General features: G+C 60.2%; 17 protein-coding genes. 12 read left to right on the plus strand and 5 right to left on the minus strand.

What is annotated here, in order from left to right; genetic code table 11:
* Positions 1-3: 3 nt before the first annotated feature.
* Complete coding sequence (locus tag BR41_RS06310) at positions 4-945, plus strand: ABC transporter substrate-binding protein (RefSeq protein WP_051710343.1); 942 nt, start codon at positions 4-6, stop codon at positions 943-945.
* A gap of 51 nt (positions 946-996) precedes the next feature.
* Here BR41_RS06310 and BR41_RS06315 read toward each other — a convergent pair whose 3' ends face one another.
* Entirely contained in the window at positions 997-1,878 is an 882-nt protein-coding gene (locus BR41_RS06315) for a metal-dependent hydrolase (protein ID WP_211251680.1), read from the minus strand.
* 52 nt (positions 1,879-1,930) lie between these two features.
* On the opposite strand from BR41_RS06315, the gene BR41_RS06320 reads away from it, so the two are divergent.
* From BR41_RS06320 to BR41_RS24025, 3 genes are all read left to right on the plus strand, one after another.
* Positions 1,931-2,575: a TetR/AcrR family transcriptional regulator gene (locus BR41_RS06320; protein ID WP_035054381.1), complete on the plus strand. Its 645-nt coding sequence runs from the start codon at positions 1,931-1,933 to the stop codon at positions 2,573-2,575.
* A gap of 619 nt (positions 2,576-3,194) precedes the next feature.
* The gene (locus BR41_RS06325; RefSeq protein ID WP_035054184.1) at positions 3,195-4,091 is read left to right on the plus strand and encodes a heme-binding protein; all 897 of its coding nucleotides are present in this window, start codon (positions 3,195-3,197) and stop codon (positions 4,089-4,091) included.
* Positions 4,092-4,611: 520 nt separating this feature from the next.
* On the plus strand, positions 4,612-5,001 hold the full coding sequence (locus BR41_RS24025; protein WP_035054382.1) for a glutaredoxin family protein: 390 nt from the start codon (positions 4,612-4,614) through the stop codon (positions 4,999-5,001).
* A gap of 417 nt (positions 5,002-5,418) precedes the next feature.
* On the opposite strand, the gene BR41_RS06340 is transcribed toward BR41_RS24025, so the two are convergent.
* Positions 5,419-7,008 carry a peptide chain release factor 3 gene (locus tag BR41_RS06340; protein ID WP_035054384.1) on the minus strand — a complete coding sequence of 530 codons (1,590 nt, stop codon included), beginning with the start codon at positions 7,006-7,008 and terminating at the stop codon, positions 5,419-5,421.
* A gap of 229 nt (positions 7,009-7,237) precedes the next feature.
* Positions 7,238-9,706: an ATP-binding protein gene (locus BR41_RS22745; protein WP_084186876.1), complete on the minus strand. Its 2,469-nt coding sequence runs from the start codon at positions 9,704-9,706 to the stop codon at positions 7,238-7,240.
* A gap of 299 nt (positions 9,707-10,005) precedes the next feature.
* Here BR41_RS22745 and BR41_RS06350 point away from each other — a divergent pair, with 299 nt between their 5' ends.
* From BR41_RS06350 to BR41_RS25085, 6 genes are all read left to right on the plus strand, one after another.
* The gene (locus BR41_RS06350; RefSeq protein ID WP_035054188.1) at positions 10,006-10,443 is read left to right on the plus strand and encodes a nuclear transport factor 2 family protein; all 438 of its coding nucleotides are present in this window, start codon (positions 10,006-10,008) and stop codon (positions 10,441-10,443) included.
* Positions 10,440-11,123, plus strand: a complete 684-nt coding sequence (locus BR41_RS06355; protein ID WP_156970577.1) for a methylamine utilization protein — start codon at positions 10,440-10,442, stop codon at positions 11,121-11,123. The genes BR41_RS06350 and BR41_RS06355 overlap by 4 nt, the downstream gene beginning before the upstream one ends.
* 32 nt (positions 11,124-11,155) lie before the next feature.
* Positions 11,156-13,459, plus strand: a complete 2,304-nt coding sequence (locus tag BR41_RS06360) for a putative bifunctional diguanylate cyclase/phosphodiesterase (protein ID WP_051710350.1) — start codon at positions 11,156-11,158, stop codon at positions 13,457-13,459.
* A gap of 877 nt (positions 13,460-14,336) precedes the next feature.
* Positions 14,337-16,520, plus strand: coding sequence for a carbohydrate-binding protein (locus BR41_RS24820; RefSeq protein ID WP_156970578.1), 2,184 nt, complete (start codon positions 14,337-14,339; stop codon positions 16,518-16,520).
* Positions 16,521-16,848: 328 nt separating this feature from the next.
* Positions 16,849-17,466, plus strand: a complete 618-nt coding sequence (locus BR41_RS24825) for an alpha/beta fold hydrolase (protein WP_245615814.1) — start codon at positions 16,849-16,851, stop codon at positions 17,464-17,466.
* 42 nt (positions 17,467-17,508) lie between these two features.
* Positions 17,509-18,012, plus strand: coding sequence for a nuclear transport factor 2 family protein (locus BR41_RS25085; protein WP_245615815.1), 504 nt, complete (start codon positions 17,509-17,511; stop codon positions 18,010-18,012).
* Between the two features lie 49 nt (positions 18,013-18,061).
* On the opposite strand, the gene BR41_RS06380 is transcribed toward BR41_RS25085, so the two are convergent.
* The gene (locus BR41_RS06380; protein WP_035054196.1) at positions 18,062-18,976 is read right to left on the minus strand and encodes a LysR family transcriptional regulator; all 915 of its coding nucleotides are present in this window, start codon (positions 18,974-18,976) and stop codon (positions 18,062-18,064) included.
* A 353-nt stretch (positions 18,977-19,329) separates the two neighbouring features.
* Between BR41_RS06380 and BR41_RS06385 the strand changes: the two genes are divergently transcribed.
* Both BR41_RS06385 and BR41_RS06390 read left to right on the plus strand, forming a co-directional pair.
* Positions 19,330-21,480, plus strand: coding sequence for a methyl-accepting chemotaxis protein (locus tag BR41_RS06385; RefSeq protein WP_035054199.1), 2,151 nt, complete (start codon positions 19,330-19,332; stop codon positions 21,478-21,480).
* Positions 21,481-21,801: 321 nt separating this feature from the next.
* Entirely contained in the window at positions 21,802-23,538 is a 1,737-nt protein-coding gene (locus BR41_RS06390) for an ATP-binding response regulator (protein WP_156970579.1), read from the plus strand.
* 72 nt (positions 23,539-23,610) lie between these two features.
* On the opposite strand, the gene BR41_RS06395 is transcribed toward BR41_RS06390, so the two are convergent.
* Positions 23,611-24,267: a LuxR C-terminal-related transcriptional regulator gene (locus tag BR41_RS06395; RefSeq protein WP_035054202.1), complete on the minus strand. Its 657-nt coding sequence runs from the start codon at positions 24,265-24,267 to the stop codon at positions 23,611-23,613.
* Positions 24,268-24,312 lie beyond the last annotated feature (45 nt).

Here is a 24,312-nt window from a genome sequence, read left to right on the forward strand (position 1 = left end):
GTGATGCGCCATCTGCTGCAGGCGTTCGCTGGCTTGTTGCTGCTTGCCGGCGCTTCATCCGGGCTGGCCAGGGAATGCGTGTCGGTCGTGGCGGCGGGGGGCGGCTATGGTTTTTGGGGGCAGGTCAAGGCCGGCGCCGAGCAGGCAGGGCGCGATCTCAATATCGATGTGTATTTCCGTGGCCCGAACGATGAAGCCGATAGCACAGTGCAGATCAAGTTCATCGATGCCTTTCTGGAAAAACATTGCCGGGTATTTGTCATTGCGCCGGCCAGCCCGCAGGTGGCCCAGCGGGTCAATGAATTGAAACGGCGGGGCATCGCCACCGTCTACATCGATCGCGATATGCCAGGGTCGGATGTCGCGGGCATCGTCTCCACCGACAACTTCAAGGCCGGGCAGCTGGCCGGCCAGATGATGGCGCTCGAACTGAACGGGAAAGGAAAAGTCGCCGTCCTGCGGCTCAAGAAGGGCATCCCTTCGACCGACCAGCGAGAAGCCGGCTTTATCGAAAGCGCCAAAAGCGCCGGACTGGATGTCGTGGTGGATCAATACATCGGCTCCGGGGTCGGCGAGGCCCGGGCCAATGCGGCAAGAATCCTTGGCCAGCTGCGCGTGCCGGTGGATGGCGTATTCACGCCGAATGAATCGACCACCTATGGCGTCATCTCCGCGCTGCAGGATCTGGGCCGAAAAGCGCGCATCGTGCATATCGGCTTCGATCTCAACGACTTCTTCCGTCAGTCGCTACAAACGGGGGGACTCTACGGCGTGGTCGTGCAACGCCCGTTCGAGATCGGCTACACCGGGGTGACGATGGCGTATCGGGTGATGAACGGTGAAAAGCCCGACAACAAGAATATCGATACCGGCGTTTCCTTCGTGACCCGCAAGACGTTCGAGCAGACCGGCGCTTCGGGGCCATTGCCGTTGATACGGCCATAGCTGGACTGCTCAACCTTGCAGGAACACGCCGCGCCGGCAAGGTCGATGGGCTCAATGCGCTTGTGCACTCTGCCAGCTCGTGGCGTTGTCCGTCAGCCATTGCGCTGCGAGCTGCCGGTTGTCCTGATCGTTCGGATGAAACCCCGGTTTCAAATAGGCCAGCAGCGGCCCACTGCAACGCCACAGCGCGCCATTTCGGCCCAGCAACAGCTTCGTCGCCGACCACCAGCTACCCGGTTTGAACAAACTGCCATCGCGCCACAGGTTGAGCCCGGTTTGTGCTGTCGCTTCCAGCGAAAACAGCACGACGACGTACAGATACCAGGCGATGCGACGCATGTAGTTGCCACCCAGGGTTTGATAGAGATCGAAGGCGACCGCCTTATGCTCGGTCTCTTCCGCCGCATGCCAGCGCCACAGCGTTTGCATGGTCGGATCGGCGTTGGCGAACCAGTTTTGATACCGCAAGGTGCCATCGGCAAAGACCGCAGTGCAGTGCTCAAAGGCCGCGGTAATCGCCAATTGGTGCAGCGGGTGCAGGTTGTATTTGCGGCAAAGCGCGATGCGCCAAGCAGTCCAATGTTGCACGTGGTTGACCAGACCTTGATGAGCCAGATGTGTGTTGTACAGGTGGTGCAGGTGGCGGTGTGTTGCTTCCTGCCCGACAAACTGGCGGACGATCTCGCGCAGCTCGGCGTGCTGCGGATCATCTGGCAATAACGCGATGCCGGCACGCACGGAATCGATGAAAAACTGCTCGCCGACCGGAAAGCTCATCGACAAGGCGTTGTAGTACATGCTCAGAAACGCATCGCCGCCATGCCAGTGCCGGGCAAAGCCGCGTGACAGATCGATGGCCAGTTTGCGGACGAGGAGTGGGGAGGGCGTCTGGTTCATGATGCGCGGCTTGATTGTCGTGGTGAATGTGAGCATTGTTCAGTTTCCGGCCGGTGGCCTCAACTCGCTTAATGCTCAGTTTTCAATCATGCCCGCACCGAAGAACAGCCATCGCGGCGATGCCGCGCAAAACATGCGTAAACAGCCAAGCCAGGATCGTGCGCAACGCACGATCGAGACGATTTTCGAGGCGACTGCTCAGATTGTCGAAGAGCAGGGTGAGTCATCGTTGACGACCAACAAGATCGCGCAAAAGGCCGGTTTTTCCATCGGCACGCTGTATCAGTACTTCCCGACCAAGGAGGCGATCCTGCTGGCGCTGATCAACCGGAGCCGCCGCAAGGCGATGGACGAGATACAGCAGATGCTGGAGCGGGCGGTGCGAGAGAAGGCCGATCCGCAAACCATCCTGCGCGAACGCATCCGCATGTTGATCGAAGCCTTTGGTGCTGGCGGCAGTGCCAAGCGGGCGATGATCCGGCTGGCCTGGCGCATGGATCATCACGAAAACGTGATCCAGGCCATGCGCGAAGGGGCGGAGCAGATCGCTTTGGCGATGAGTCAGCTCAACTCGCCAGCGCTGCGCCCACCTAGCCCGGCGATGATTTTTGTGCTGAGCCGGGCGGTGATGGGCGCGATACGCAGCGCCTCGCTGGAGAATTCGCCGCTATTGGGGACGCGGGAGTTTGAGGATGAGTTGGTGCGGATGGCGTGGGGGATGTTGCGGGCATAGAGGTCAAGCGCCGTTGGCGCAGGTAAAGGCGTTACATGCCGGTTCCGTCTGGCGGACGGGCTTTAGCGCCGATGGCGCGATTAAAAGCATTACAAGCGGGAGTTCGTCCCGCAGGCCGACTCACTTTCTTTGTCTCGCCAAAGAAAGTAAGCCAAGAAAGGCGACCCTGCAAAAGCGTCTGGCGCAAGCGCCAGATTCCCCCGCCAGCCAGCCCGTCACAGGCGGGAATCGAAAACTCGGGCTAAAGCCCTCAAACACTCGATCCCCGAAACCCCCGTGCCGGTCTGGCTGGCGGGGCGCTTTTGAAAGGGGGGGCAGACCATCTACTCCCCAGCCCTCTCCTTGAAGGAGAGGGTGACGTTATTTGATGCTGCAATGGTTCCAACTAGGCTGAGCCGCGCTTGTCTCCCCTCGCCCGTTTACGGGAGAGGGGCCGGGGGAGAGGGCGTTTTTGTAGGATGGGGCCGCATAGTGTGCTGCCACTATCCGCAGTGGTTTGAATTAATAGCGTAATTATGGTGTATGAATATATCGGATATTCCATATAAATATCCTGACGCATGTTTGTATGTATTCATATTAATTACCCGATTGATTCAAATCACCCGAGGAGCAGCAAGTGATCGAACGATTCCGCAGTGGTCTTTCCGTATCCGAAGAGGCAGAACAACTCGGCCTGCTATCCGGCTTGACGGGCCGGTGGGTGGGCAAGGGGTTCAACCTGATTTCCTTGCCGGATTTTGACCGCAACCCGCCCAGCACCGGGCCGGGCCTGTTCCGGTTGCTGATGAATGCCACGCTTGAAACCATCGAGTTCAAACCCATCGGCGGCCCGGTGCCCAACCGGGGCTCGGAGCTGACTCATGATTCATCAAAGGGTCAGGACGACATCAATTTGTTCGGCCTGCACTATCTTCAATCCATTTCGGACAGCAACACCGGCGAGGCGCTCCACCTGGAGCCGGGCTTTTGGCTGAACGTGCCGGAGACATCGGTGCCGCCGGCATCAGCATCGATCGTGCGCCAAGCGTCGATTCCGCATGGCACGTCGATCCTGCTGGTGGGCAAGAGCTTCCACTCGCCGGATGGCAAGCCGCATTTCGCCGAGGCCAATACCGCGCCGACGAAGGTGGGCGGCGGGCAATTGCCGCTCGATTACCTGATGCCATTTCAGAACATGCCGTTGCCGGAGCCATTCACTGATCGGGCCATCGTCAAAAACCCGAACCTGTTTCTGGAAGCTGCGATTGCGCCATTCAAGAAGCATATCGTCGAGACGGTGGTGCTGGAGGCGACATCCCGGCCGGATATCGGCGTGCTCAATATCCCGTTCCTGAAAAATGCCGAGAACAACAACGCGGCTGCAACGAACGTGACGACGACGTTCTGGATCGAAACGGTGAAGCCGCCTACGGGCCGGCCGTTCCACGTGCTGCAATACACGCAGAACGTGACGCTCAATTTCGTCGGCATCGATTGGCCGCACATTTCGGTGGGGACGCTGTTCCTACAGTGATGCGTGATGTGATTGGCCGTAAACAAAACAGCCCGCATGAAGCGGGCTGTTTTGTTGCCGGGTGTCGATCTCGCCTCGGTGCTGCTCCGGCGCGATGCATACCAATTTGAATCTTTCTATAAAATTTCGTAAGTAATAAAATATATTTACGCATGCAAAATTTTGTGTGATATATTTTTTCGCGAAATATGACATGAGCATGTTCGGCCTTGTGTTAAACAGATGGCCTTGAAGAAAGCTGTCGTTCGCACTCGGTTTGCTTATCCCGATCCGCGCTGCTGTCGCTATGCAGGCAGCTTCGAAAGCAGTGCTTTTATTTGAATCGCATTCGTAAAAAATGAAATAACTGTTTGTTATTGCAAGCGGGTGGGCTCGCGCGTGCCTGCCGATAGCTTCCAGCATTGCTAAATGCTGTAACGGGAAGGGTTTTGTCTATCCATTTCCGAATGTTCCGAATTACACGCTGTTGCTGCACCAAAAGCGGTTTGAACAGCAAATACAACAATATGAGGTCGATCCGGTGAGTCGTATTTTTAAATCCGTAATTGGTTATGCGCTGTTTCTCGTTATCGGCTTGGGCGGTGGTTATGCCGCAACGCATGCGGCCGATTGGTTCAAACCCGGCCACGAGGCGGGCGATTATCACGCCTTTTATCCCAATCCGGCGACGAAGGTTGTGCTCTATGGCACGGCGTGGTGCCCGTTCTGCGCCAAGGCCCGCGAGTATCTCAAATCGAAACATATTGCCTATCTGGATCTGGATGTTGAAAAGCAGCCGGCGGCAAAAAAACAATTCGACCAACTGGGGGGAAGCCGCTTCCCGGTGGTGTTGATCGGCAACCGGAAAATCACCGGGTTCAATCCGGGTGAATTCGACGCCGCACTCGGCTTGTTGAACGAATCCAAGTGAACGTTGTTCAATAACGAGAGCCATTTCATTGGCCTTTATTCGGGATTGGTATTTTTAATCCCACTTCGTACGGTATGCCGTACTGCAAAAAAATGCTTGTTAAATCCACCCATATTGAGGCTAACAAATGAACAAGAAGTTGATCGCTCTGATTCTTGGTTTTGGATTCGCTGCTGGTCTGGCCGGCGCATCGGACCCTTCTTGCAGCGCTAGCTGCACGAGCGCGCTGTATTCCTGCTTGAGCGTGAACAACGGCAATTACAGCATGTGTACGCCGAGCTATTCCAGCTGCCAACGCGCTTGCCAAGGTGGTTGATTGAGTGAGTCGCCATCAAGAATCATTGGATTCGTAGTGGCGAAATAAAACAGCCCGCATTTGCGGGCTGTTTTGCATTGCGGCGGCGAGGGCAGGGGCGCTTACAGCGTCACCGCATGCTCACGTGTCGAATGGAACACCACCCCCGGCCAGCGCTCTTGCGTCAGGTCGAGATTGACCCGGCTGGTGGCGAGGTAAGCCAGGCTGTTGGCGGCATCGCGCGCGAGGTTGTTGCCGAGGTTGTTCTCGAAATCGACCAGCTTTTTCGAGTCATCACACGTCACCCAACGTGCGGTGTAGATGCTGGTGGATTCAAAGATCGCTTCCACGCCGTATTCGTTCAGTAAACGGCTGGCGACGACTTCGAACTGCAGCACGCCGACCGCGCCGAGGATCAGATCCGAACCATTCAGTGGCTTGAACACCTGCACCGCGCCTTCTTCGCCCAGCTGCTGCAAGCCTTTCTGCAACTGTTTGAGTTTGAGCGGGTTCTTGATGCGCACGATGCGGAACAGCTCCGGCGCAAAGTAGGGGATGCCGGTGAAGGCCAGTGCTTCGCCTTCGCTGAACGAATCGCCGATCTGGATATTGCCGTGGTTGGGCACGCCGATGATGTCGCCGGCGTAGGCTTCTTCGACCTGCTCGCGGCCTTGCGCCATGAAGGTCACGACCGAGTTCGCCGCTACGTCGCGGCCCAAACGCAGATGCTTGAATTTCATGCCACGGGTGAATTCGCCGGAACACACGCGCATGAAGGCGATGCGGTCGCGGTGCCTCGGGTCCATGTTGGCCTGGATCTTGAACACGAAGGCGGAGAACTTTTCTTCGGCCGGATCGACGCTACGCACGGTGGCATCGCGTTCGGCTGGGGCAGGAGCCCAATCGACCAGCGCGTTCAGAATCTCGCGCACGCCGAAGTTGTTGATGGCGGAGCCGAAGAACACCGGCGTGAGCGTGCCGGCGAGGAATTCTTCCAGATCGAACGGGTGCGATGCGCCGCGCACCAGTTCCAGTTCCATGCGAGTGTTATCGATTTCCAGCGGGAAGAGTTCGTCCAGACGCGGGTTGTCGATGCCTTCGATGATTTCCACGTCGTCCAGCGGGCCTTGGCCGGCCTTGAAGATGATCACCTGGTCTTTGTGGATGTGATACACGCCGCGGAAAGTCTTGCCCATGCCGACCGGCCAGGTGACCGGCGCGCAACGGATGTTGAGCACGCTTTCCACTTCGTCCAGCAGTTCCAGCGAATCGCGCACCTCACGGTCGTACTTGTTCATGAAGGTGACGATGGGCGTATGGCGCATGCGGCAGACGTTCAACAGCTTGATGGTTTGCGCTTCCACGCCCTTGGCGGCGTCGATGACCATCAGCGCGCTATCCACGGCGGTGAGCACGCGGTAGGTGTCTTCCGAGAAATCCTGGTGGCCGGGGGTGTCGAGCAGGTTGACCACGTGATCGCGGTAGTCGAACTGCATCACCGACGAGGCCACCGAAATGCCGCGTTGCTTTTCGATTTCCATCCAGTCGGAGGTCGCGAATTTGCCGCCTTTCTTGCCCTTGACGGTGCCGGCCATCTGGATCGCGCCCGAGAAGTACAGCAGCTTTTCGGTCAGCGTGGTTTTACCGGCATCCGGGTGGGAGATGATGGCGAAGGTGCGGCGGCGCGCTACTTCGCGGGCGATATCGGGCATGGCGTTGAATTCGTTGCGAAAAACGCGCGATTGTACCTGATTCAAGCCTTCTCCGGCCGTGAAACGCGCGTCAGAACCTGTTCACGATCTTGCTGCGAAGCCCTGATCGGGGCTCATGCGCTGCTCAAAATCCTCATGTACAAAAAGTACACTCCGGTTTTTGCGCTGCTCTTCACCCCGCTGAGGGCCTCTCGCGACAGATCGTGAACAGGTTCTCAGGCGTGGCCGATCACCTGACGCCGCTGCCAAACGGTGACAGGCCCTGTTCGCCGTCCGGCACGGCCGGGTTCAGCGGCAGCGTCAGTTCAAAGCGAGTAAATCGATTGTGCTCGCTGGTCAGTTTTACCGCGCCGCCCATGACGTTGGTGACCAGGTTGTAGACCAGATACAAGCCCAGCCCGCTGCCACCCTCGCCCAGCCGGGTGGTAAAGAATGGATCGAACACCCGCTTGAGCAGCTCGGCAGGAATGCCGCGCCCATCGTCTTCGTAATGCAGCACCACGCTGGCGCTGCCGGGTGCGGTGGCCCAGATGTGCACATGCCCGTGCTTGCGCCCGTCAAAGCCATGCAGCAGGGAATTGGTGACCAGATTGGTGATCACTTGCTCCAGCGGGCCGGGATAGCTGTCCAGCATGATCTGCTCGGGGATGTCGGTCTTGATGGCGTAGGGCGTGTGCTTGAACAGCGGCGTGAGGGTGGCGAGGACTTCGTTGACGGTCACACGCAGATCAAACACGCGGCGGCGCATGCTGGTGGTATCGATCGCGACTTCCTTGAAGTTGCTGATCAGGTCGTTGGCGCGATGGATGTTTCGCTCCAGCAACACCGCGCCGTCGCCGCATTTCTGCATATAGGTTTCCAGATCGCTCTTGCGTAGCTGGCCGTCCTGCAGCAACTGGGTGAAGACCCGTGTTTCGTCATTCAAGGTGGTAGCGACGGTCATGGCGCAACCCAGCGGGGTATTCAATTCATGGGCGATCCCCGCCACCAGACTGCCCAGTGAGGCGAGCTTTTCCGATTGCACTAGCTTGTCCATGGCCTGATGCAGTTCGGCATTGGCGCTTTCCAGCGCGGCGGTGCGGGTCTTGACCTTGGCTTCCAGCGCTTCGTTGGCTTGGGTCAGCCGGAAGTTGAGGGTCTTGATCAGGCGCTGGAATTTTTTGCGCTCGTGATTTCCCAAGGCGCGGGTGGCGATGTCCGCCAACTGGCTGCCATGCAAAGCGTCGTCCGGCGTCCAGTTGCGTTGCAGGCCGATATGCTCGAAACACATCAAACCGGCGATGTGCCCGGCAGAGCGGATGGCAAAGGCCAGCAGCGACTTGATGCCATGCGGCGTGAAGTAGTCCGGGGCCAGTTCCCACGTATAGGGATGGTGGATGGCATCATGGGCGAGCAGTGCGTCCGGGGCGTCCAGCCAGCCGAAGAAGGCCGGGTATTTGTCGCGTAGCAAGGCGGGCTCGGTGCCATAGGCCTGCTCGCTGGCGATATAGAGGCAGGCGCATTTCAATTCGACCGTTTCCTGCTCGGCAGGGGTAAGCAGCCACACCGAAGCACGCTGGATGCCCATGATCTGGCAGGCTTGCGCGGTGAGCAGCTCGAAGACTTCATCGAGCACGCCGTCGTCGATCAGCCGGTTGTTGGCCAGCTCCACCAGCATGCGGCTGGCGCTGGGCCGCAAGCCGGCCTTGTTTTCCAGATCCTCTTGCCGTGTCGCGCTGCTGGCTGCATGCAGCTCCAGCTCGCGGTCATGGCCCGCCCGGAACTCCGCCAGCGACAAGGACAGATTGCCGGCGGCCTCGGCATAGTTGGCGGCGGCAAAGTGTTGGTGCACCAGCATGTGCAACAGGCCGTACTGCCGGGCGATGGCTTGGGCGATGAAGATATGTTCCAGCGCTGCCTCGGCATCGCCCCGCAGGGCGTAGACGTCTGCATAAGCTGCCAGCGCCTTGGATTCGCACCAGCGATAGCTCACGCTGCGAGCGCTGAGCAAGGCTTGATCCAGATGGTCCGCCGCCAGGTCAAGCTTGCCCGCCAGGGTTTCCAGCTCGCCAAGATGGAAGAAGCATTCAGCGGCATAGTCCGCATAGCCATGCTGCAAACAAAGCACCAGTGCCTGCTGGAATAGGGGGGCGGCTTCGTCTTGCTGCCCCAGCGGAATGCGATCGACTCCCAGGTTGATGATGATCTTGGCTTCCAGATAGGGGTCATCGACTTCCGGGATGCGGCTCGCGGCGGCTTCATGCATCTCCAGCGCGGCGGCGTAGTCCTCCAGCGCGTAGTAGACGGCCCCGAGCCCGACCTTGGCCAGCATCCAGGTGCGCGCCTCGTTGCCGGCCAGATTCGCGATCTCGATGCAGCGTGCCCAGTAGTAAATGGCCAGCCGATATTCACCCGCGGTGTAATAGCCGCGCGCGATGCCTTCCAGCAGATGTGCTTCGCCTGCGAACAAGTGGGCCGATTGGGCCGCCTGCAGGGCCTCGAACAGCATGTCGATCGACTCGCGCGAGCGGCCCTGGTGATCGAGGATGATTGCGTAGTATTCCGCCGCCTTCACGTGGGCCAGCGGCTGCCACTTCTTGCGCGATGCGGCAAAAATCTGCTCGCACAGGTCACGCGCCGCCTGTGGATCGGAATGTCTTGACGCTTCGATTTTCTCCAGCATCTCCCGGTGTTCTGGCGAGAGTTCGGGTGTATCCATGATGCGGCTCTTTGCAGGGCTATCCCTTCACAAGATGGCACATCGCTGCAGCGATGGCGGGGAAGACAACACGGTTTGAGCCGGCTGACGGTAGCTCGGCGGTGTTGTGGCTGCTTTTGCGCCGGTCACTGACACCTGTCATCGGCCGGGGATGATCGCTGGCTTCCGGCGAACGGTTTCTTCCTTGACGATGGCATACGCCCGGCCAACACTGGAATGTCGCAAATCTGCTGGGGCAGGTCGGGTCATTGCGGGATGCTTTCGCCAGATTGTTCTCGAAATCGTGGAAGGGTGATCACATGAAAACTGCATTCAAAACCATGTTGTGCGCGCTGTTGCTGATTGCCGGGCAGGCCACGGCGGGCCCGATGGACGAAGCCAAGGGCAAGGCGCATCTCAAGGCGATTGCGGCCGGCGATCTGGATGCATTGATGCGTGATTATGCCGACGATGCGTATATGGATTGGGTGGGCGGCGGGCTGGAAGGGCGCTATCGCGGCAAGGCCGAAATCCGTGCTGTCTGGCAGAAATTCATCGCCGCCAACGATGGCAAGCCGCGCCCGGCCAAGACCGGTGAAATTGAAGTCTACGGCAACCCGAAAGGGGTCTCGCTCGAAGCCAAGGCCGAATACGGCGGCAAAACGCCGACCAAGGTCTGGCATCTGTTCGTTTATCGCGAAGGGGTCTTGACCACGGAAATCTGGCAGATCGCGCCATCGCTCAAGGTGGACGAATGACAGATCGCTGGTGCGGGGACGGGCGGGCGAGCTGGTTGGCAGCGTGGTTGCTGGTGGTCGCGAGCGCCGGTGTGGTCATGGCGCGGCCGGCGCAGGGCGGCGGGCTGATCGCACGGGTGACGAGCCCCGCCGGCTTCGCGGTCGAAGATGCGGCGGTCGTGCTGGAGCCTTTGTCCGGCACCGTGCCGCCCAAACACAAGCAGGCGGTGATCGAGCAGAAAGACCGCGAGTTCAAGCCCTACCTCACCATCGTGCAGACCGGCTCCGACATCGATTTCCCCAATCGCGATCCGTTCAAGCACCACATCTATTCGTTCTCACCGCCCAAGGTCTTCGAAGTCAAACTCTATGGCGCGGATAAACCGGCCAAACCGATCCTGTTCGATAAGCCGGGCGAAGTCGTGCTGGGCTGCAATATCCACGACTGGATGGAAGCCTATGTGCTGGTGGTCGATAGCCCCTACTTCGCCAAGACCGATGCCACCGGCCGCGCCCGGATCGATGCCGTGCCGCCCGGCAAGTACCGGCTGCGTGTCTGGCACCCGCGACAGAAGAAAGAACAAGCAACGGGCGAATTCGAGATCAGCAGCAAGAGCAGCGAGGCCAACCTGACGCTCGATATCGCGCCGCGCATCGTCAAACCCAAGCCGCCGCTTGGTGCAGATCGCGATAGTTACTGAGTTTTCGTCGAGACCAGCCCCCGAGGTCATCCATGGTGTTTCGGTCCCTGCAGCGCCGCATCGTGGTCGTCTTCATCGGCCTGCTCACCTTGGTGATGGCATTGGTATTGGCTTTGGTCGCCAATCGCAGCCAGAGCATCGTCGCCGCGCAGATGCAACGCGAGCTGGATGCCGGCGCGCGGATTTTCCAGCAACTGGTCGAGCAGAAACGCACGCAGCTGGAAACCACGGCAGCGGTGTTGTCCGCCGATTTCGGCTTCCGCGAAGCCATCGCCACGCAAGACAAGGCCACCATCGCCTCGGTACTGCAAAACCACGGCTCGCGCATCGGCGCCAAGGTGATGCTGGCAATCGGGCTCGATGGCCGGGCGATTGCCGGCACCCGCGAGGGTGAGCAGCCATTCCCCGAGCTGCTGCAACAAGCGATCGAGCACGGTAAACGGGCCGGATTCCGCAAACTGGCCGACGGCAAGCTCTACCAGATCGTCATCGTCCCCATTCTTGCGCCCCGGCAGATTGCCTGGGTGGCGATGGGTTTCCCGGTCGACGATATCTGGGCGCACGATCTGGCCGTGACGACGGGTTTGGCCGTGAGCGTGATGGCGGTGAGCAACGAAGCGACACAGGTCTTGGCATCGTCGCTGGCGTCGGATCAGCGCACGGCGCTGGAGTCCGACCGAGGCGCAGGTGGGCGCGTGCTGGATGGCGAAGCCTTGACCCTGCAGCTTGGTGATGCGCACTACCGCACCTTGTCTTTGCCGATCGAACGCAATCTCGTCGTGGTCTTGCAGCGGGCGCAAGAGCAAGTCCAGGCCCCATTCAACGCGCTGCTGATCGCTCTGGTGACCATCGTATTGGGCGGCATGGTGTTGTTCTGCATCGGCAGCTATCTGCTCGCCCGGCATATTGCCGGCCCGGTCAACACGCTGGCGATGGAAGCCCGCCGGATCGCGGCCGGTGACTACGCGCAGCCCGTACGCGATCTGCCGCCGGACGAGATCGGCCAGCTGGCCCGCAGTTTTGACCAGATGCGCGAAGGCATTGCCGCGCGTGAACAGAAAATCCTCAAGCTGGCCTATGAAGACGCGCTGACCGGGCTGCCGAACCGCACCCGCCTGCTGCAGGAGTTCGATGCCAGGTCCAGCCAGCATGGCGCGATGGCGGTGCTCGATCTCGACCGCTTTGCGCTCATCAACGATGCCCTTGGTCACCCGGTCGGCGATCGGCTACTGACCGAAGTCGCCGCCCGCCTGGCCCGCATCGTGCCGCCTGGCGTACTGCTGGCCCGCCTGTGGGGCGACGAATTTGCGCTGTTGATTCCAGAGGCGGACGAGCGCGTGGGGTCTGCGCTGGCCGAACGCCTGCTCGCCGGATTGCGCGTGCCGATCCTGATCGATGGGCAGCGGCTGGATGTGGGTGGCAGCTTCGGTTTGTCGTTCTATCCACGCGATGGCAACGACGTCAGCACCTTGTTGCGCCGGGCCGAGCTGGCAATGTATGCGGCGAAGAAAAAGCAGGTTGGCGTGATGTTGTCCGAAGCGGTCGAGCACGATCCGCCGCACGAGCAACTGTCGCTGATCGGCGAAATGCGCGATGCACTCGCCCGCGATGAATTCGTCATCTATTACCAGCCCAAGCTGGATCTGGCGAGCCACCAGATCATCGGCGCCGAGGCCCTGCTGCGCTGGCAGCACCCCACCCGTGGCATGGTGCCGCCGGGCATGTTCATCCCCTTTGCCGAGCAGACCGGCTTCATCCGCGAAATCACGCCGTGGCTGCTCAACCGGGTGGCCGGGCAAGCTGCCGCGTGGCGACACGCCGGGCTGATCCTGTCGCCGTCGGTGAATCTCTCCGCACTCGATCTGCTCAGCCCGGTGCTGGTCGGGCAAGTGCAGCATCTTGTTCGCGCCCACCGGCTGCCGCCCGAAAGCCTGTGCCTGGAAATCACCGAAAGCGCGCTGATGGAAGACCCGGCCCTGGCGCTGGCCCATCTCGACGATCTGGCCGATTCCGGCTTCAAACTCTCGATCGACGACTATGGCGCCGGGCAAGCCTCGCTGGCCTATTTGAAGAACCTGCCGGTGCATGAGCTGAAAATCGACCAGATCTTCGTCACGCACCTGACCACCTCGCCCAAGGATGCCGCCATCGTCCGCTCCACCATCGGCCTCGGTCATGCACTGGGCCTCAAGGTCGTGGCCGAAGGCGCAGAAACCAATGCCGAGCTGGATTGGCTGCGCGATGCCGGTTGCGATATCGCGCAGGGCTACGGTATTGCCAGGCCGATGCCGGCGACACAGGTGGCAGGGTGGGTGGCGGCGCGGGTGGCGGTTTGAGCCGGATAGCGCTGGATTGGCTGTGCGGTGCCTGATTTCGGTCTGGTTCAGCGCTGCAAAACCATCGCTGCGTTGATACCAGTTGCGACGCATATCTCGTCAGTTTCCGCGCTGGGGGCAAGCCCATTTATCGCGGCTGCCAGGGAAGTCGTATTTACAAACCGTCGTGACTTAAATGCGAAATTTTTGTAAGGCGGGCCTTTGGCAATGCACGGTGCGGCAATGCATATCTGCCTGAAAATCAGTAAACCCATGAAAATATTTGTGTAGTTTTTTCATAAAAACTACATAAACCCCGTGTGTAGACATACAACAGCATTCATTAATGCTGCTATGCAATATGGTGCATCGCCAATTAAATTGGCATTAAAGCGTGATTGACGCATGCCTTGTTGTGGTGCAACAGCACAAATCTGGTTCGCTACGTAGCTTTCTTGTTTGCTTACTATGAATTGAATTGAATGGCAGACAAACGGTAGGGTCATGTGTCTTGACGTCTTATCCGAGTGCGCGCAGTAATAGCCGCCATTGCAGTTGCAACTGCATTTGTGATCGATCAGATATCCGGGAAGGCATCCATAAGCTTTCTCCATGTTGACTACTGCATGGAGTCCGGTCAATACCAATTGGATGGTGGGAATAACGCCAGTTACGTCAAAGAAGATGGAGAGCCGTCGTTTTATGTCGTATCCGACCCGTTTCGGGTTGGCAGCCGTTCCGCCTACCGCGCACCTATAAGACGCGGCCATAAGTTGCAATTTAATAAGTCGCCTAAAACCTGAGTAGCCATTCGAACCGGTCGTACGATAGTGCGGCCGGTTTTTTGCAGTACGCAGTCAATACAAAAAAACCAAAGCAATCTGGAGGAGTAGAGCCCATGAATCGTTTTCATCTTCAGGCCACCGGCCTGATGGCTGTGATGTTGAGCGCGGCGGTCGCCTATGCCGCTTATCCGGCTTGGCAAGCCGATGTGTATTACACCGCTGGCACCATCGTGTCCTACCAGGGCCACAACTATCAGGCGCTGGTGAACCAGACCGACTACACCAGCACCGGCTGGAACCCGACGACCACCGCCCTGTGGAAAGACTTGGGCGTGGCCACTGGCGGCACTCCCACTCCGACACCGGCCCCAACTGCCACGCCGACACCGACGCCGGTTGCAACACCGAAACCGACGGCGACCCCGACGCCGGCACCCACTCCGGTTGCGACACCCAAGCCGACAGCTACACCAACCCCAACGCCCAAGCCGACGGCTACGCCAACCCCGACACCAAAGCCGACCGCAACGCCGACGCCAACAGCCACGCCAGCACCTACAGCCACGCCAACCCCGACCCCGACTCCGGTCGCATCGGGCGGTTCTGTATCCGGCTGGCCGTCGTATATCGCCATGGGCGCGGTGGGTGGCCCGAACATCACTGCGCCGACCGCGACTTCCACCGGCGGCAATGATGACTTTGGCAGCAAGCCGGTCGATGTCGTCTTCAAATACGCGGGCGTGAATGGCAATGGCGATCCGGGTGTCATCGACCCCCCGACCAACGCTTACCGCATGACCAATGACTTCAATACGCTCAGCGCGATCAATAGCCACGCAACACGGGTGGCGATCGTGGAATACACCGCGCAGATGAGCGGCGGTCAGAACTTCGATGACTTCACCAATACCACCGCTGGCGCAAGCACCTCGCAACCGACCGCCACCTACATGATGGGCCGCCACCTGGCCGGTCTGGCTGCGGATGCCCTCATGCTGGCCAGCTACCCGGTGACCTACGGCGGCAAGAGCTACTACGGCTCGCTGTTGATGAACCCGGATCTACTGGGCGCAATTCAGCAGAATGGCTATATCAGCTCGGTGAATGCGGCCTTGCCGGCCGGCGCGACCAACAAGGCAGTCGCGCAAGCACTGTGCCTGATGACGACGTCACGCAGCTACACCAATACCTCCGATCCGAACGGCTTGGGGCATGCGACCTACATCGGCAAGACCTATACCGGCAATCCGGTGCAGATTCTTAAGAACATGCTGGTGGATGGTTATCCGGAGTGGAGCTTCGATGGTCAGAACGACCCGTTCTGGAATTCGAATCTCAACAACACGATTGGCGGCACAACAACCAGCAGCCAAGTTGGGGCGTGGTTCAATGCCTGCGTGAGCAGCCCGACCTACGATCAGGCCACCTATGTGGTGCCGACCTTCCCGGCTGGGTTTGCGGGCTGGGTGCAGGCCAACAACTGGCTGATCCGCGCACTGGCACCGAAGGGCACCGTGACCTTTGGCTGGCAGGACAATATGTGGGCGATCGGCTCCGGTTTCTGGCTGCATCAGAACCTGACCAGCGCGCAGATTGCGTCGACGTTCTCGACCCCGGTTTCCAATTGGTTGAATACCAACGCGCCGGGAGCCATTGTCATGGGCGGTGCGACCGGGCCGGATTTCTTCCTGTTCGATCGCTATGAAATGGACGACAGCGCCTCGCCAGGATCGGCCACCCTGTACAACGCACGTTCGTGGGATAACTACCTGTCTGCAGTCGGCCAGTTCAGCCAGGCCAATAGCAATATCCCCATCATGCTGTGGCAGATTCCGGGCTCGCATATTTCCAATACCGCGGAAGCCACGCCCGAGTTGTATAACGGCACGGCAGGTTCATATGTGTTCAGTACCGCGCCGGTGTATTTCTTTGGCGATGGCAATCTGACCTCGACCCTGAGCAATATCATTCAGGGGACGGCCAGCTCGACCAACACCAATACCGCTGTCGGCAATTTCGCGGTGGCTTGCGGTGCGACGGCCTACAACTGCTTAACGTCGAATTCGAATTACCGGCAGTATCTGTTGGAGTACAACAACCAATCCAACAATTACAACTGGGCCATCGATAACGGCAAATTGACGCTCGCCGCCAATAACAACGTGTTTGCAATCCTGTGGGGCGGTGGCAACACCACCAACGTGATCAAGAACTTCAGCAACCCGGATGACCATGGCTGGTTGGCGAACAAGCTGATCAACTACTACACGCATCCGACATCGGTGGTGGTGCACTGAACGCAGGAATAAGGGGCGGGCGATTCACGGAATTGATCCCGTGAATTGCCCGATATCCTGGTCGCTGCTGCGCATTGCGGCCTAATAAAGCGCGAAGTGTTGTTCTTGCTCTCGATATGAAAAATCCCGGACATCCCGTCCGGGATTTTTTTTGCCTGCGCCTACAACCATTCGGAATGACCAACCGATATTCGATCTCTGCATGATCGACTGCTGATCATGAGGCGGCAATTATCAAACAGAGCGGCGTAATCCAAGATGCTTTCGACGGTTCGAGCCCAATCGACTCGACTCCCCATCATCGTCGGCATTCGCGAGGAGCATCGCCATGGAAATCAAATCGAACGGCATCAGGATTCACGTCAAGGCGCAGGGCAGCGGCAAACTGGCACTCGTGTTTCTTCATTACTGGGGTGGGTCGTCCCGCACATGGGACGGCGTAGTCAGCGAGTTATCCGGCCAGTACCAAACCATCGCTACCGACCACCGTGGCTGGGGCGATTCGGACGCGCCCGAGCAGGGCTACACGATGGCCGATCTGGCTGACGACGCGCAGGGCGTCATCGAAGCCCTGAAGCTGCAGCACTACGTTTTGGTTGGTCACTCGATGGGCGGGAAAGTGGCGCAATTGCTCGCATCACGCCGTCCTCGCGGCCTGCAGGGCGTCGTGCTGGTCGCGCCGTCACCGCCTTCGCCGATGGTCCTTCCCGACGAGCAGCGCGCAGCGATGAGCCAAGCCTACGATTCACGCGAATCCATCGAGTGGGTGCTGGACAACGTACTCACGGTACAAGCACTCGCACCTGCCAGCCGCGAGCAGGTGATCGCCGATAGCCTGCGCGGCGCACCGCAAGCCAAGGCGGCCTGGCCCAATGCCGCCATGCTTGAGGACATCAGCTGCGACGTTGCCGCCATCGAGGTGCCCGTCATCGTGATTGCGGGCTAGCGGGATCAGGTGGAGCGCGTCGAAACGTTGCAGGCAGAACTGTTGCCCCGCATTGCAGGTGCGCGTTTGCACGTGTTGCCGGGCACGGGGCACCTGTCGCCGCTTGAAGCGCCGTCCGCGCTCGCGGCGATCATCCGGCAGTTCGTGGCTGAACTGGAGCACGGTGTCGGCCTGCCATCTACGCCAGAGCAGGTTCCGGTGGCCTTCGATGCCAATTTCAACGCCGGTGATATCGATGGCGTGATCGGCTTGTTCAGCGATAACGCGACGATGCGCATGGCGGACGGCGAAAGCGTGGCAACCGGCATCCATGAATTGCGCCGCCAGTTCTCGGCGCTATTGGCGGGTGATGCTCACCTGCACAACAAGGTGCGGCTCTCGCTGGTCAGCGAAGACGTTGCGTTGGTGTTGCTCGACTGGACGTTGACCAGGCGGTTGCCGGACGGACGAGACATCGATGAGCGCGGTACAGCCACGCAGGTTATGGCACGAGGCGGCGACGGGTCATGGAAACTGCGCATCTCCAACCCGCTCGGAACCCGTTGATCCACCCGAGGTTCGCAAGGCTTGGCGAATTCGTCGCACGTACCGCAAGTTACGGCTGAATGCGATCCCACGGCGGTTCGTCGCCGAAGGCGGCCACCAGATAGTCGAGGAAGTGGCGCACTTTCAGCGGCATATGGCGCGCGCTCGGATAAACCGCCTGGATTGCCAGCTCCGACGTGTGGTACTCCGGCAGCAGGGCGACGAGCTTGCCGCGCGCGATCTGCTCGCCGAATACGAAGGTCGGGCCATAGGCGATGCCGGCGCCGGCGAGCGCGGCAGCGAGCAGCATCTGGGTATTGTTCGCGGCCATCCGGCACGGGCCACCGATGACGTGTGCTCGCTGCTGCGCATCGACCAGCGTCCAGTCGCCGGCGGACACGGCCTCGCTGAAGGCGAGACGTTGGGCTTGCTGCAGGTCTTCGGGGCTGCGCGGCGTGCCGTGACGCTCAAGGTATGCAGGGGACGCGCAGATGACCATGCGGCACGGGGCCAGCCGGCGTGCCACCAACCCGGAATCGCGTAGACGCCCGATCCGAACGGCAATGTCTACGCCCGCTTCGAGCAGATCGACGTAGCGGTCGCTCAGTGACACCTCGACGTTGACCTGCGGGTGTTCTTCCAGATAGCGCGCGACGACTTCGCCGAGATGCATTGCGCCGAACGTGACCGGCGCGGCAATCCGCAGTACGCCACGGGCGGTGCCTTGCGAGTCGCTCGCCTCGCGATTGGCTTCGTCGTAGGCGTCGAGAATCTGTTTGCAGCGCTCGTAATAGCCTTGGCCAATATCGGTCAGGCTAAGGCGGCGCGTTGTGCGCTGAAGCAGCCTCGCGTTCAGTTCTGCTTCGATCGCGCTGACGTACTTGCCGGCCATCGCAGCGGATAGGCCGAAACGTCGCGCTGCGGCGGCAAAGCTGCCTTCATCGACAGCGGCGACAAACACGCCTATGCCAGTCAATCGGTCCATGAATGCCTCGATTCGATCGTCAGGTTATCGGATCGCTCAGTATGCACGGCAATGGCTGATCTGGATGGCGGGCTTGTTCCGTCACAGCGATCCCTTGATGGGCGGTTGGGCGGATTCAGACAAAATGTGACTGAAGCCTTTCTCAAAAAATGGCATGTAAGGCCATTAAATTGGTATTTTTGCACCTTATTGGTGCGTTTTTATGCATCGTTTTACGACAAATGCCATGCTCAGTCCTTCCCCTGCGCTCCCTACGCGCCCGCCAATGCAGGCTTCCCACTCCTGGCACGCATCGTGCCTCTGTCTGTAAGAAAACGTAACGACCGAATGACGTCAGACGCAAAGGGGATCACATGAATTTATCGAGCCATCGCATGGCATTGAGCGCGCGGGAAAAGAGTTGGCTGCCATGGTGGGGGCGCACCGGCAAACTGGCCATGCGCCGCGCGTGTTTCCTCAACCATGACCGCTATCCGGCCATCGAAAGTACCTTTGACAGCTTTGCCCACACGCGGGTCAAGATCCTGCAGCAGTGGGCCGAGCAGCTGTGGCAGAACCTTGATGGCGCAGCGGGGCGTTTGGCCAGCCTGCCGCAAGGCATGCACGCGGAGTTGCTGGCTGATTTGCGGGATGAATTGCCTGATGTGACCGAGTTGTTCATCTTGTCGGCCGACAACGCCGTGCTGGTGTCGAGCGCGGCACGGCGGGCCGGGCAGGGCGGGCCGAACCGGAATGCGCTGGCGCGTGGGCTGCAGCAACCATTCCTGTATGGCCCATATCGCGATCCGGCTACCTTGGCGCTCGGGCCGCGCTCTTCGCGTTTTCATGATGCGGTCACGCTCTTGTTCATGCGGCCGATCCGCCTTGGCAACGACACGCTTGGCTGCCTGTGCGCCCGTGTGCCCAACGATGTGATCGGCGATCTGATCCAGCGCGAAGCCGGGCACATCTTTCACGAATCGGGCGATAACTACCTGTTCATGGTGCGGTCGAGCTTCGATCCGTCGATAGCGCCAGGCACGGCGCTATCGCGTTCGCGGTTCGAGGATCGGACTTTCAGTGGTGGCGATAACCTCAAGGATGGCGTGCATACCGCCTTTGGCACGGTGCGGGTGAAAGAGCACACCGAGTTCGAGCTGATCTTTAATGATCCGGCTACCGGTCAGCTGCATCCCGGCGTGCGCGAGACCATTCGCAATGGTCAGAACATGTTCGTCACCTATCCCGGCTATTCCGATTACCGCCACATTCCGGTGATCGGCAAGGGCGTCACCTTTCAGCTGCCGGGTTCACCCGATACCTGGGGGATGATGTGCGAGGCCGATCTGGAGGAGGTGTATCGCTACCGTTCGGTCAGCTTCCAGTTGATGGCGGGTTTCCTGGCGGTGCAAGTGCTGCTCGGTGGCGTGGGCTGGGGTGTACAGATGTTGTTGGCACCGCCAGTCTGGCTGATGGGGCTGGTGCATGGGCTGTTGCTGCTGTGCGGCGCGTTGTCCTTCCGCCAGCTGTTCACCCGCCCCTTGGCGCTACGCCTGCGGGGGATGTCCGGCATGGTGCGCAATATCGCCGAGGGCGATGGCAACCTCACGCTGCGTATCGACCGCACTCAACTCAAATCGGATGAAACCGGCGTGATGGCGCAGTGGGTGAACAGTCTGATCGATCACCTCGATACCACGCTCAGCCAGGTGATCCATGTCAGCCACGTGCTGGAGCGCCACAATCGGGCCATGGCCGAGCACAACGACGCCACCGTGGTGGCGAGCAGCCAGGTGTTCAGCACGGTTGAGCGCACGCGCGAAGGCATCGAGCAGCAACTGGCCGCGCTTGACCACGCTAGCCAGAACGCGGGTGGCATGGAGGCGGCGATGGCCGAGCAGCAGCTGGCTGCCCGCCGCCAACTTGCCGCCGTGAGCGAGCGAACGCTGACCATTCGCGAGACGGTTGGGCAGTCGGCGCTGACCATCGAGCAGCTGGGGCAGAGCACACGTGAGATCGGTCAGGTGGTGGGTTTGATTCGGGAGATCGCCAAGCAGACCAATCTGCTCGCGCTCAACGCCGCCATCGAGGCCGCCCGAGCCGGAGAAACCGGGCGTGGCTTCGCCGTGGTGGCGGATGAAGTGCGCAAACTGGCCGAGCGCACCAGTCAGTCGACGCATGAAATCGAAGCCATGATCCAGCGAGTGCAAGGTCAGGCCGGCGAGGCAGTGACCACCATGCAGTCCAGCATGCAGCATCTGGAGGAGGGCTTGAAACTGGCAGAAGCCTCGGCCGGCGAGAATGTCGAGGTGCAGCGGATCGTGCATACCCTCCTGACCACCATCGAGCAGCTGACCGAATCCGGCCGCGTGTATGCGGACGACACCAGTGTGATCGGCACCGTGGCCAGTTCGATGCAAAGCACCCAGCAGGGCTTGTCGATCAGCGTGGACCAGACGCGCCATACCATCGGGCTGCTGGGCGGGTTGACCGGCAAGTTTCGGGTGAGTGCTGAGGCGGCTTGATGGGCCGGAGAGAAACCGTCCTGTAGCCCGGACGGTTTTACCGGCCGGGGTTGGTGCGTCCATCGCAGCGATGCTTGTTCGCCGGAAAACTTACTGTGAAACCGCAGATGACGAGGCATCGACCCGTACCAGCGCAGTCACTTTCGACCAAATGGAGAAGGGATTTGTGATCGACCGGCCTGCCGGATTGGAACTCGGCGCGGGGATTGACGATAATGCTTATGGCATTAAGTGGCTGTCTTCAATCTTTCATATGCCAATGCCACGCCAATCGATGGCGGCGAATCTGTCTGCCATGCAAAAAACTGCGGTGAAGCCACGATGAAGTCATTCGAACAGGACGCGCTGGGCGTACTCGTTACCGGTGAAAAACGCCGCTTGCTCAGCGAAGGCACGCTGGCGGATGTGTTGGGATCATTTGGCGCGGTGGCGGTGATCACCTTTGCCGAATGGGCGCATGTCGCGCATGCCGGCCTTTTGCTGTGGGTTTGCGGCATGGTGCCGTTGTTGTGCCTGCAACTGGTTTTCCCGCGCTTGCTGCGGCAACTGAGCGATACGCAGTTTTTGAATGCCTATGCCTGGCTGGCGGTCGTGCTGGGCCTGGCCTGGGCCAGTTGTGTGCTGTTGGCGACGTCCAGTGACTTCACCTACGAAGCCTTTCTGGTGCTCGCGCTGTGCGTGGTCTTCACCGCTGGCAGCGTGTTCAACGCCCACCACCTGCCCGTGCTGTACGGCTATCAAGTGGCCGGCATGGGCACGCTGGCCGTCATCTACGCTATGCGTGGCGGCACCATCGATTGGAGTATCTCGGCCGGTTTCGCCATCCTGATGTGGACGCTGATCGGCTACGGGCGGGCGTTCCATCGCGGTTTTGTGCGAGCGATCGAACTGGGTTTCGAGAACGCTCAACTGGTCGAGGAACTGACTGCCAAAACCCGCGCACTGGAGCAGGCCAATATGGCCAAGACGCGCTTTCTGGCATCCGCCAGCCACGACTTGCGCCAACCCTTGCATGCACTGAGTCTGCTGGTCGGCTTGCTGGGCGAGCGCCCGCTCGATGGCGGGGCCAAGGCCGTCGTCAGCAGCATTAGCCAGTCGGCCGAGGCGATGGAATCACTGCTGAATGCGATTCTTGATCTGTCCCGGCTGGATGCGGGGGTCGAGCACCCGCGCATGGAGACGCTGCAGCTGGCCGATATCCTCGGGCGGATCGAGCGCGATTTCACCCCGCTCGCGGCGGCCAATGGCTTGGCCTTGCGCGTGCGCGGGCATCAGCACTGGGTGGAGAGCGATCTCACCATGCTGACCCGCATGCTGGATAACCTCGTCAGCAACGCGCTGCGCTATACCCGTTCTGGTGGTGTGCTGGTGAATACGCGCCGGCGGGGCGATTCGATCGTGATTGAAGTCTGGGATACCGGCATCGGCATTCCGCCAGACCGACTGGATGAGGTGTTCCAGGAATTCGTCCAGCTGCACAACCCGGAGCGGGATCGCAGCAAAGGGCTGGGCCTGGGCTTGTCGATTGTCCGCCGCACGGCGGTCTTGCTCGGCCACCAGATCGAAGTCGCATCGCGGCCGGGGCGGGGGTCGGTGTTCCGGCTGGTGCTGCCGCGGCGTACGGCACCGGCATTGGCAACCTTGGTACAACCTTCTGCCAGCACATCCAGCATCCAGGGTTTGTCGGTGCTGGTGATCGACGACGAACAGCCAATCCGTTTCGCCTTGGAGGGCCTGCTGCTGGCGTGGGGCTGCGAAGATATCGTGGTGGCGCGAGATGGCGCGGATGCGTTTGCGCAGCTTGAGCAAGCCCGGCGGATTCCGGATGCGATCCTGTGCGATTACCGGTTTGCGACGGAGACCGGAGTCGAGTTGATTGGCCGGTTGCATGCGGCGTTTGGCAGGGAAATTCCGGCGCTGCTGGTGACCGGCGATGTCACGGCCGCGCAGCTGAGGAATATCGCGGATAGCAACTTGCCGGTGATGCACAAACCAGTCAGCCCGGCGGCGTTGCGGGGGTGGTTGAGTGAGGTGAGCGTGACGCTGGCAGCGTCGTAGCCCGGACGGTTTTACCGGCCGGGGTGTACGGTGAACGTGAGTCCCCGGCCGGCAAGCTGTCCGGGCTACGGTTTAAGCAACCTGATCCTGCGGCGGATCGAGCCGCAACCCCATTCGCGCTGCCGCCACCACCGCCTGCGTGCGCGAATTGGCGTCCAGCTTGCGGAAGATTGTGTCCAGGTGCGTTTTGACCGTGGATTCCGCAATGCCGAGCGCGCGGCAGATTTCCTTGTTCGAGCGCCCTTCGATCAGCAACCGCAAGACGTCCGCTTGCCGGGGCGACAAGCCGAGCTGGCTGGAGGCCAACTGGCCCGGCTCGGCCGGCGGCGGCGCTGTACCGATCAACAGCGGTGGCAGATAGACCTGACCACCAAGCACCGTACGCAAGGCGCTCAGCATGGTTCCGGTCTGCGAGGTCTTGGGAATGAACCCTGCTGCGCCCTGTTCGATGGCGGCCAGAATGGTGTCGCGCGTGTCTTTCGCTGACATGACCACGTAGGCGCATGCCGGTGCATGCTCGCGCAGCAGCGCCAGTCCCTCCAACCCTTCGTTGTCCGGCAGGCCCAGATCCAGCAAGACCAGCGCGATGTCCGGATGCTGGTCGAGGCATGCCTGCGCTTGGGCCAGATTGCCGGCTTGCAGCAATTGCCACCGCGGAAACTCGTGTGTGATCAGGAGTGCGACACCGTCGCGGAACAAGGCATGATCGTCGATCAGTAGCGCTTTCATGGTGAAACTATGCCATTTGGGTAGGGCGTCTGGCCATTGGAGCGA

This window comes from Andreprevotia chitinilytica DSM 18519 (genome assembly GCF_000711875.1).
GTDB lineage: Bacteria > Pseudomonadota > Gammaproteobacteria > Burkholderiales > Chitinibacteraceae > Andreprevotia > Andreprevotia chitinilytica.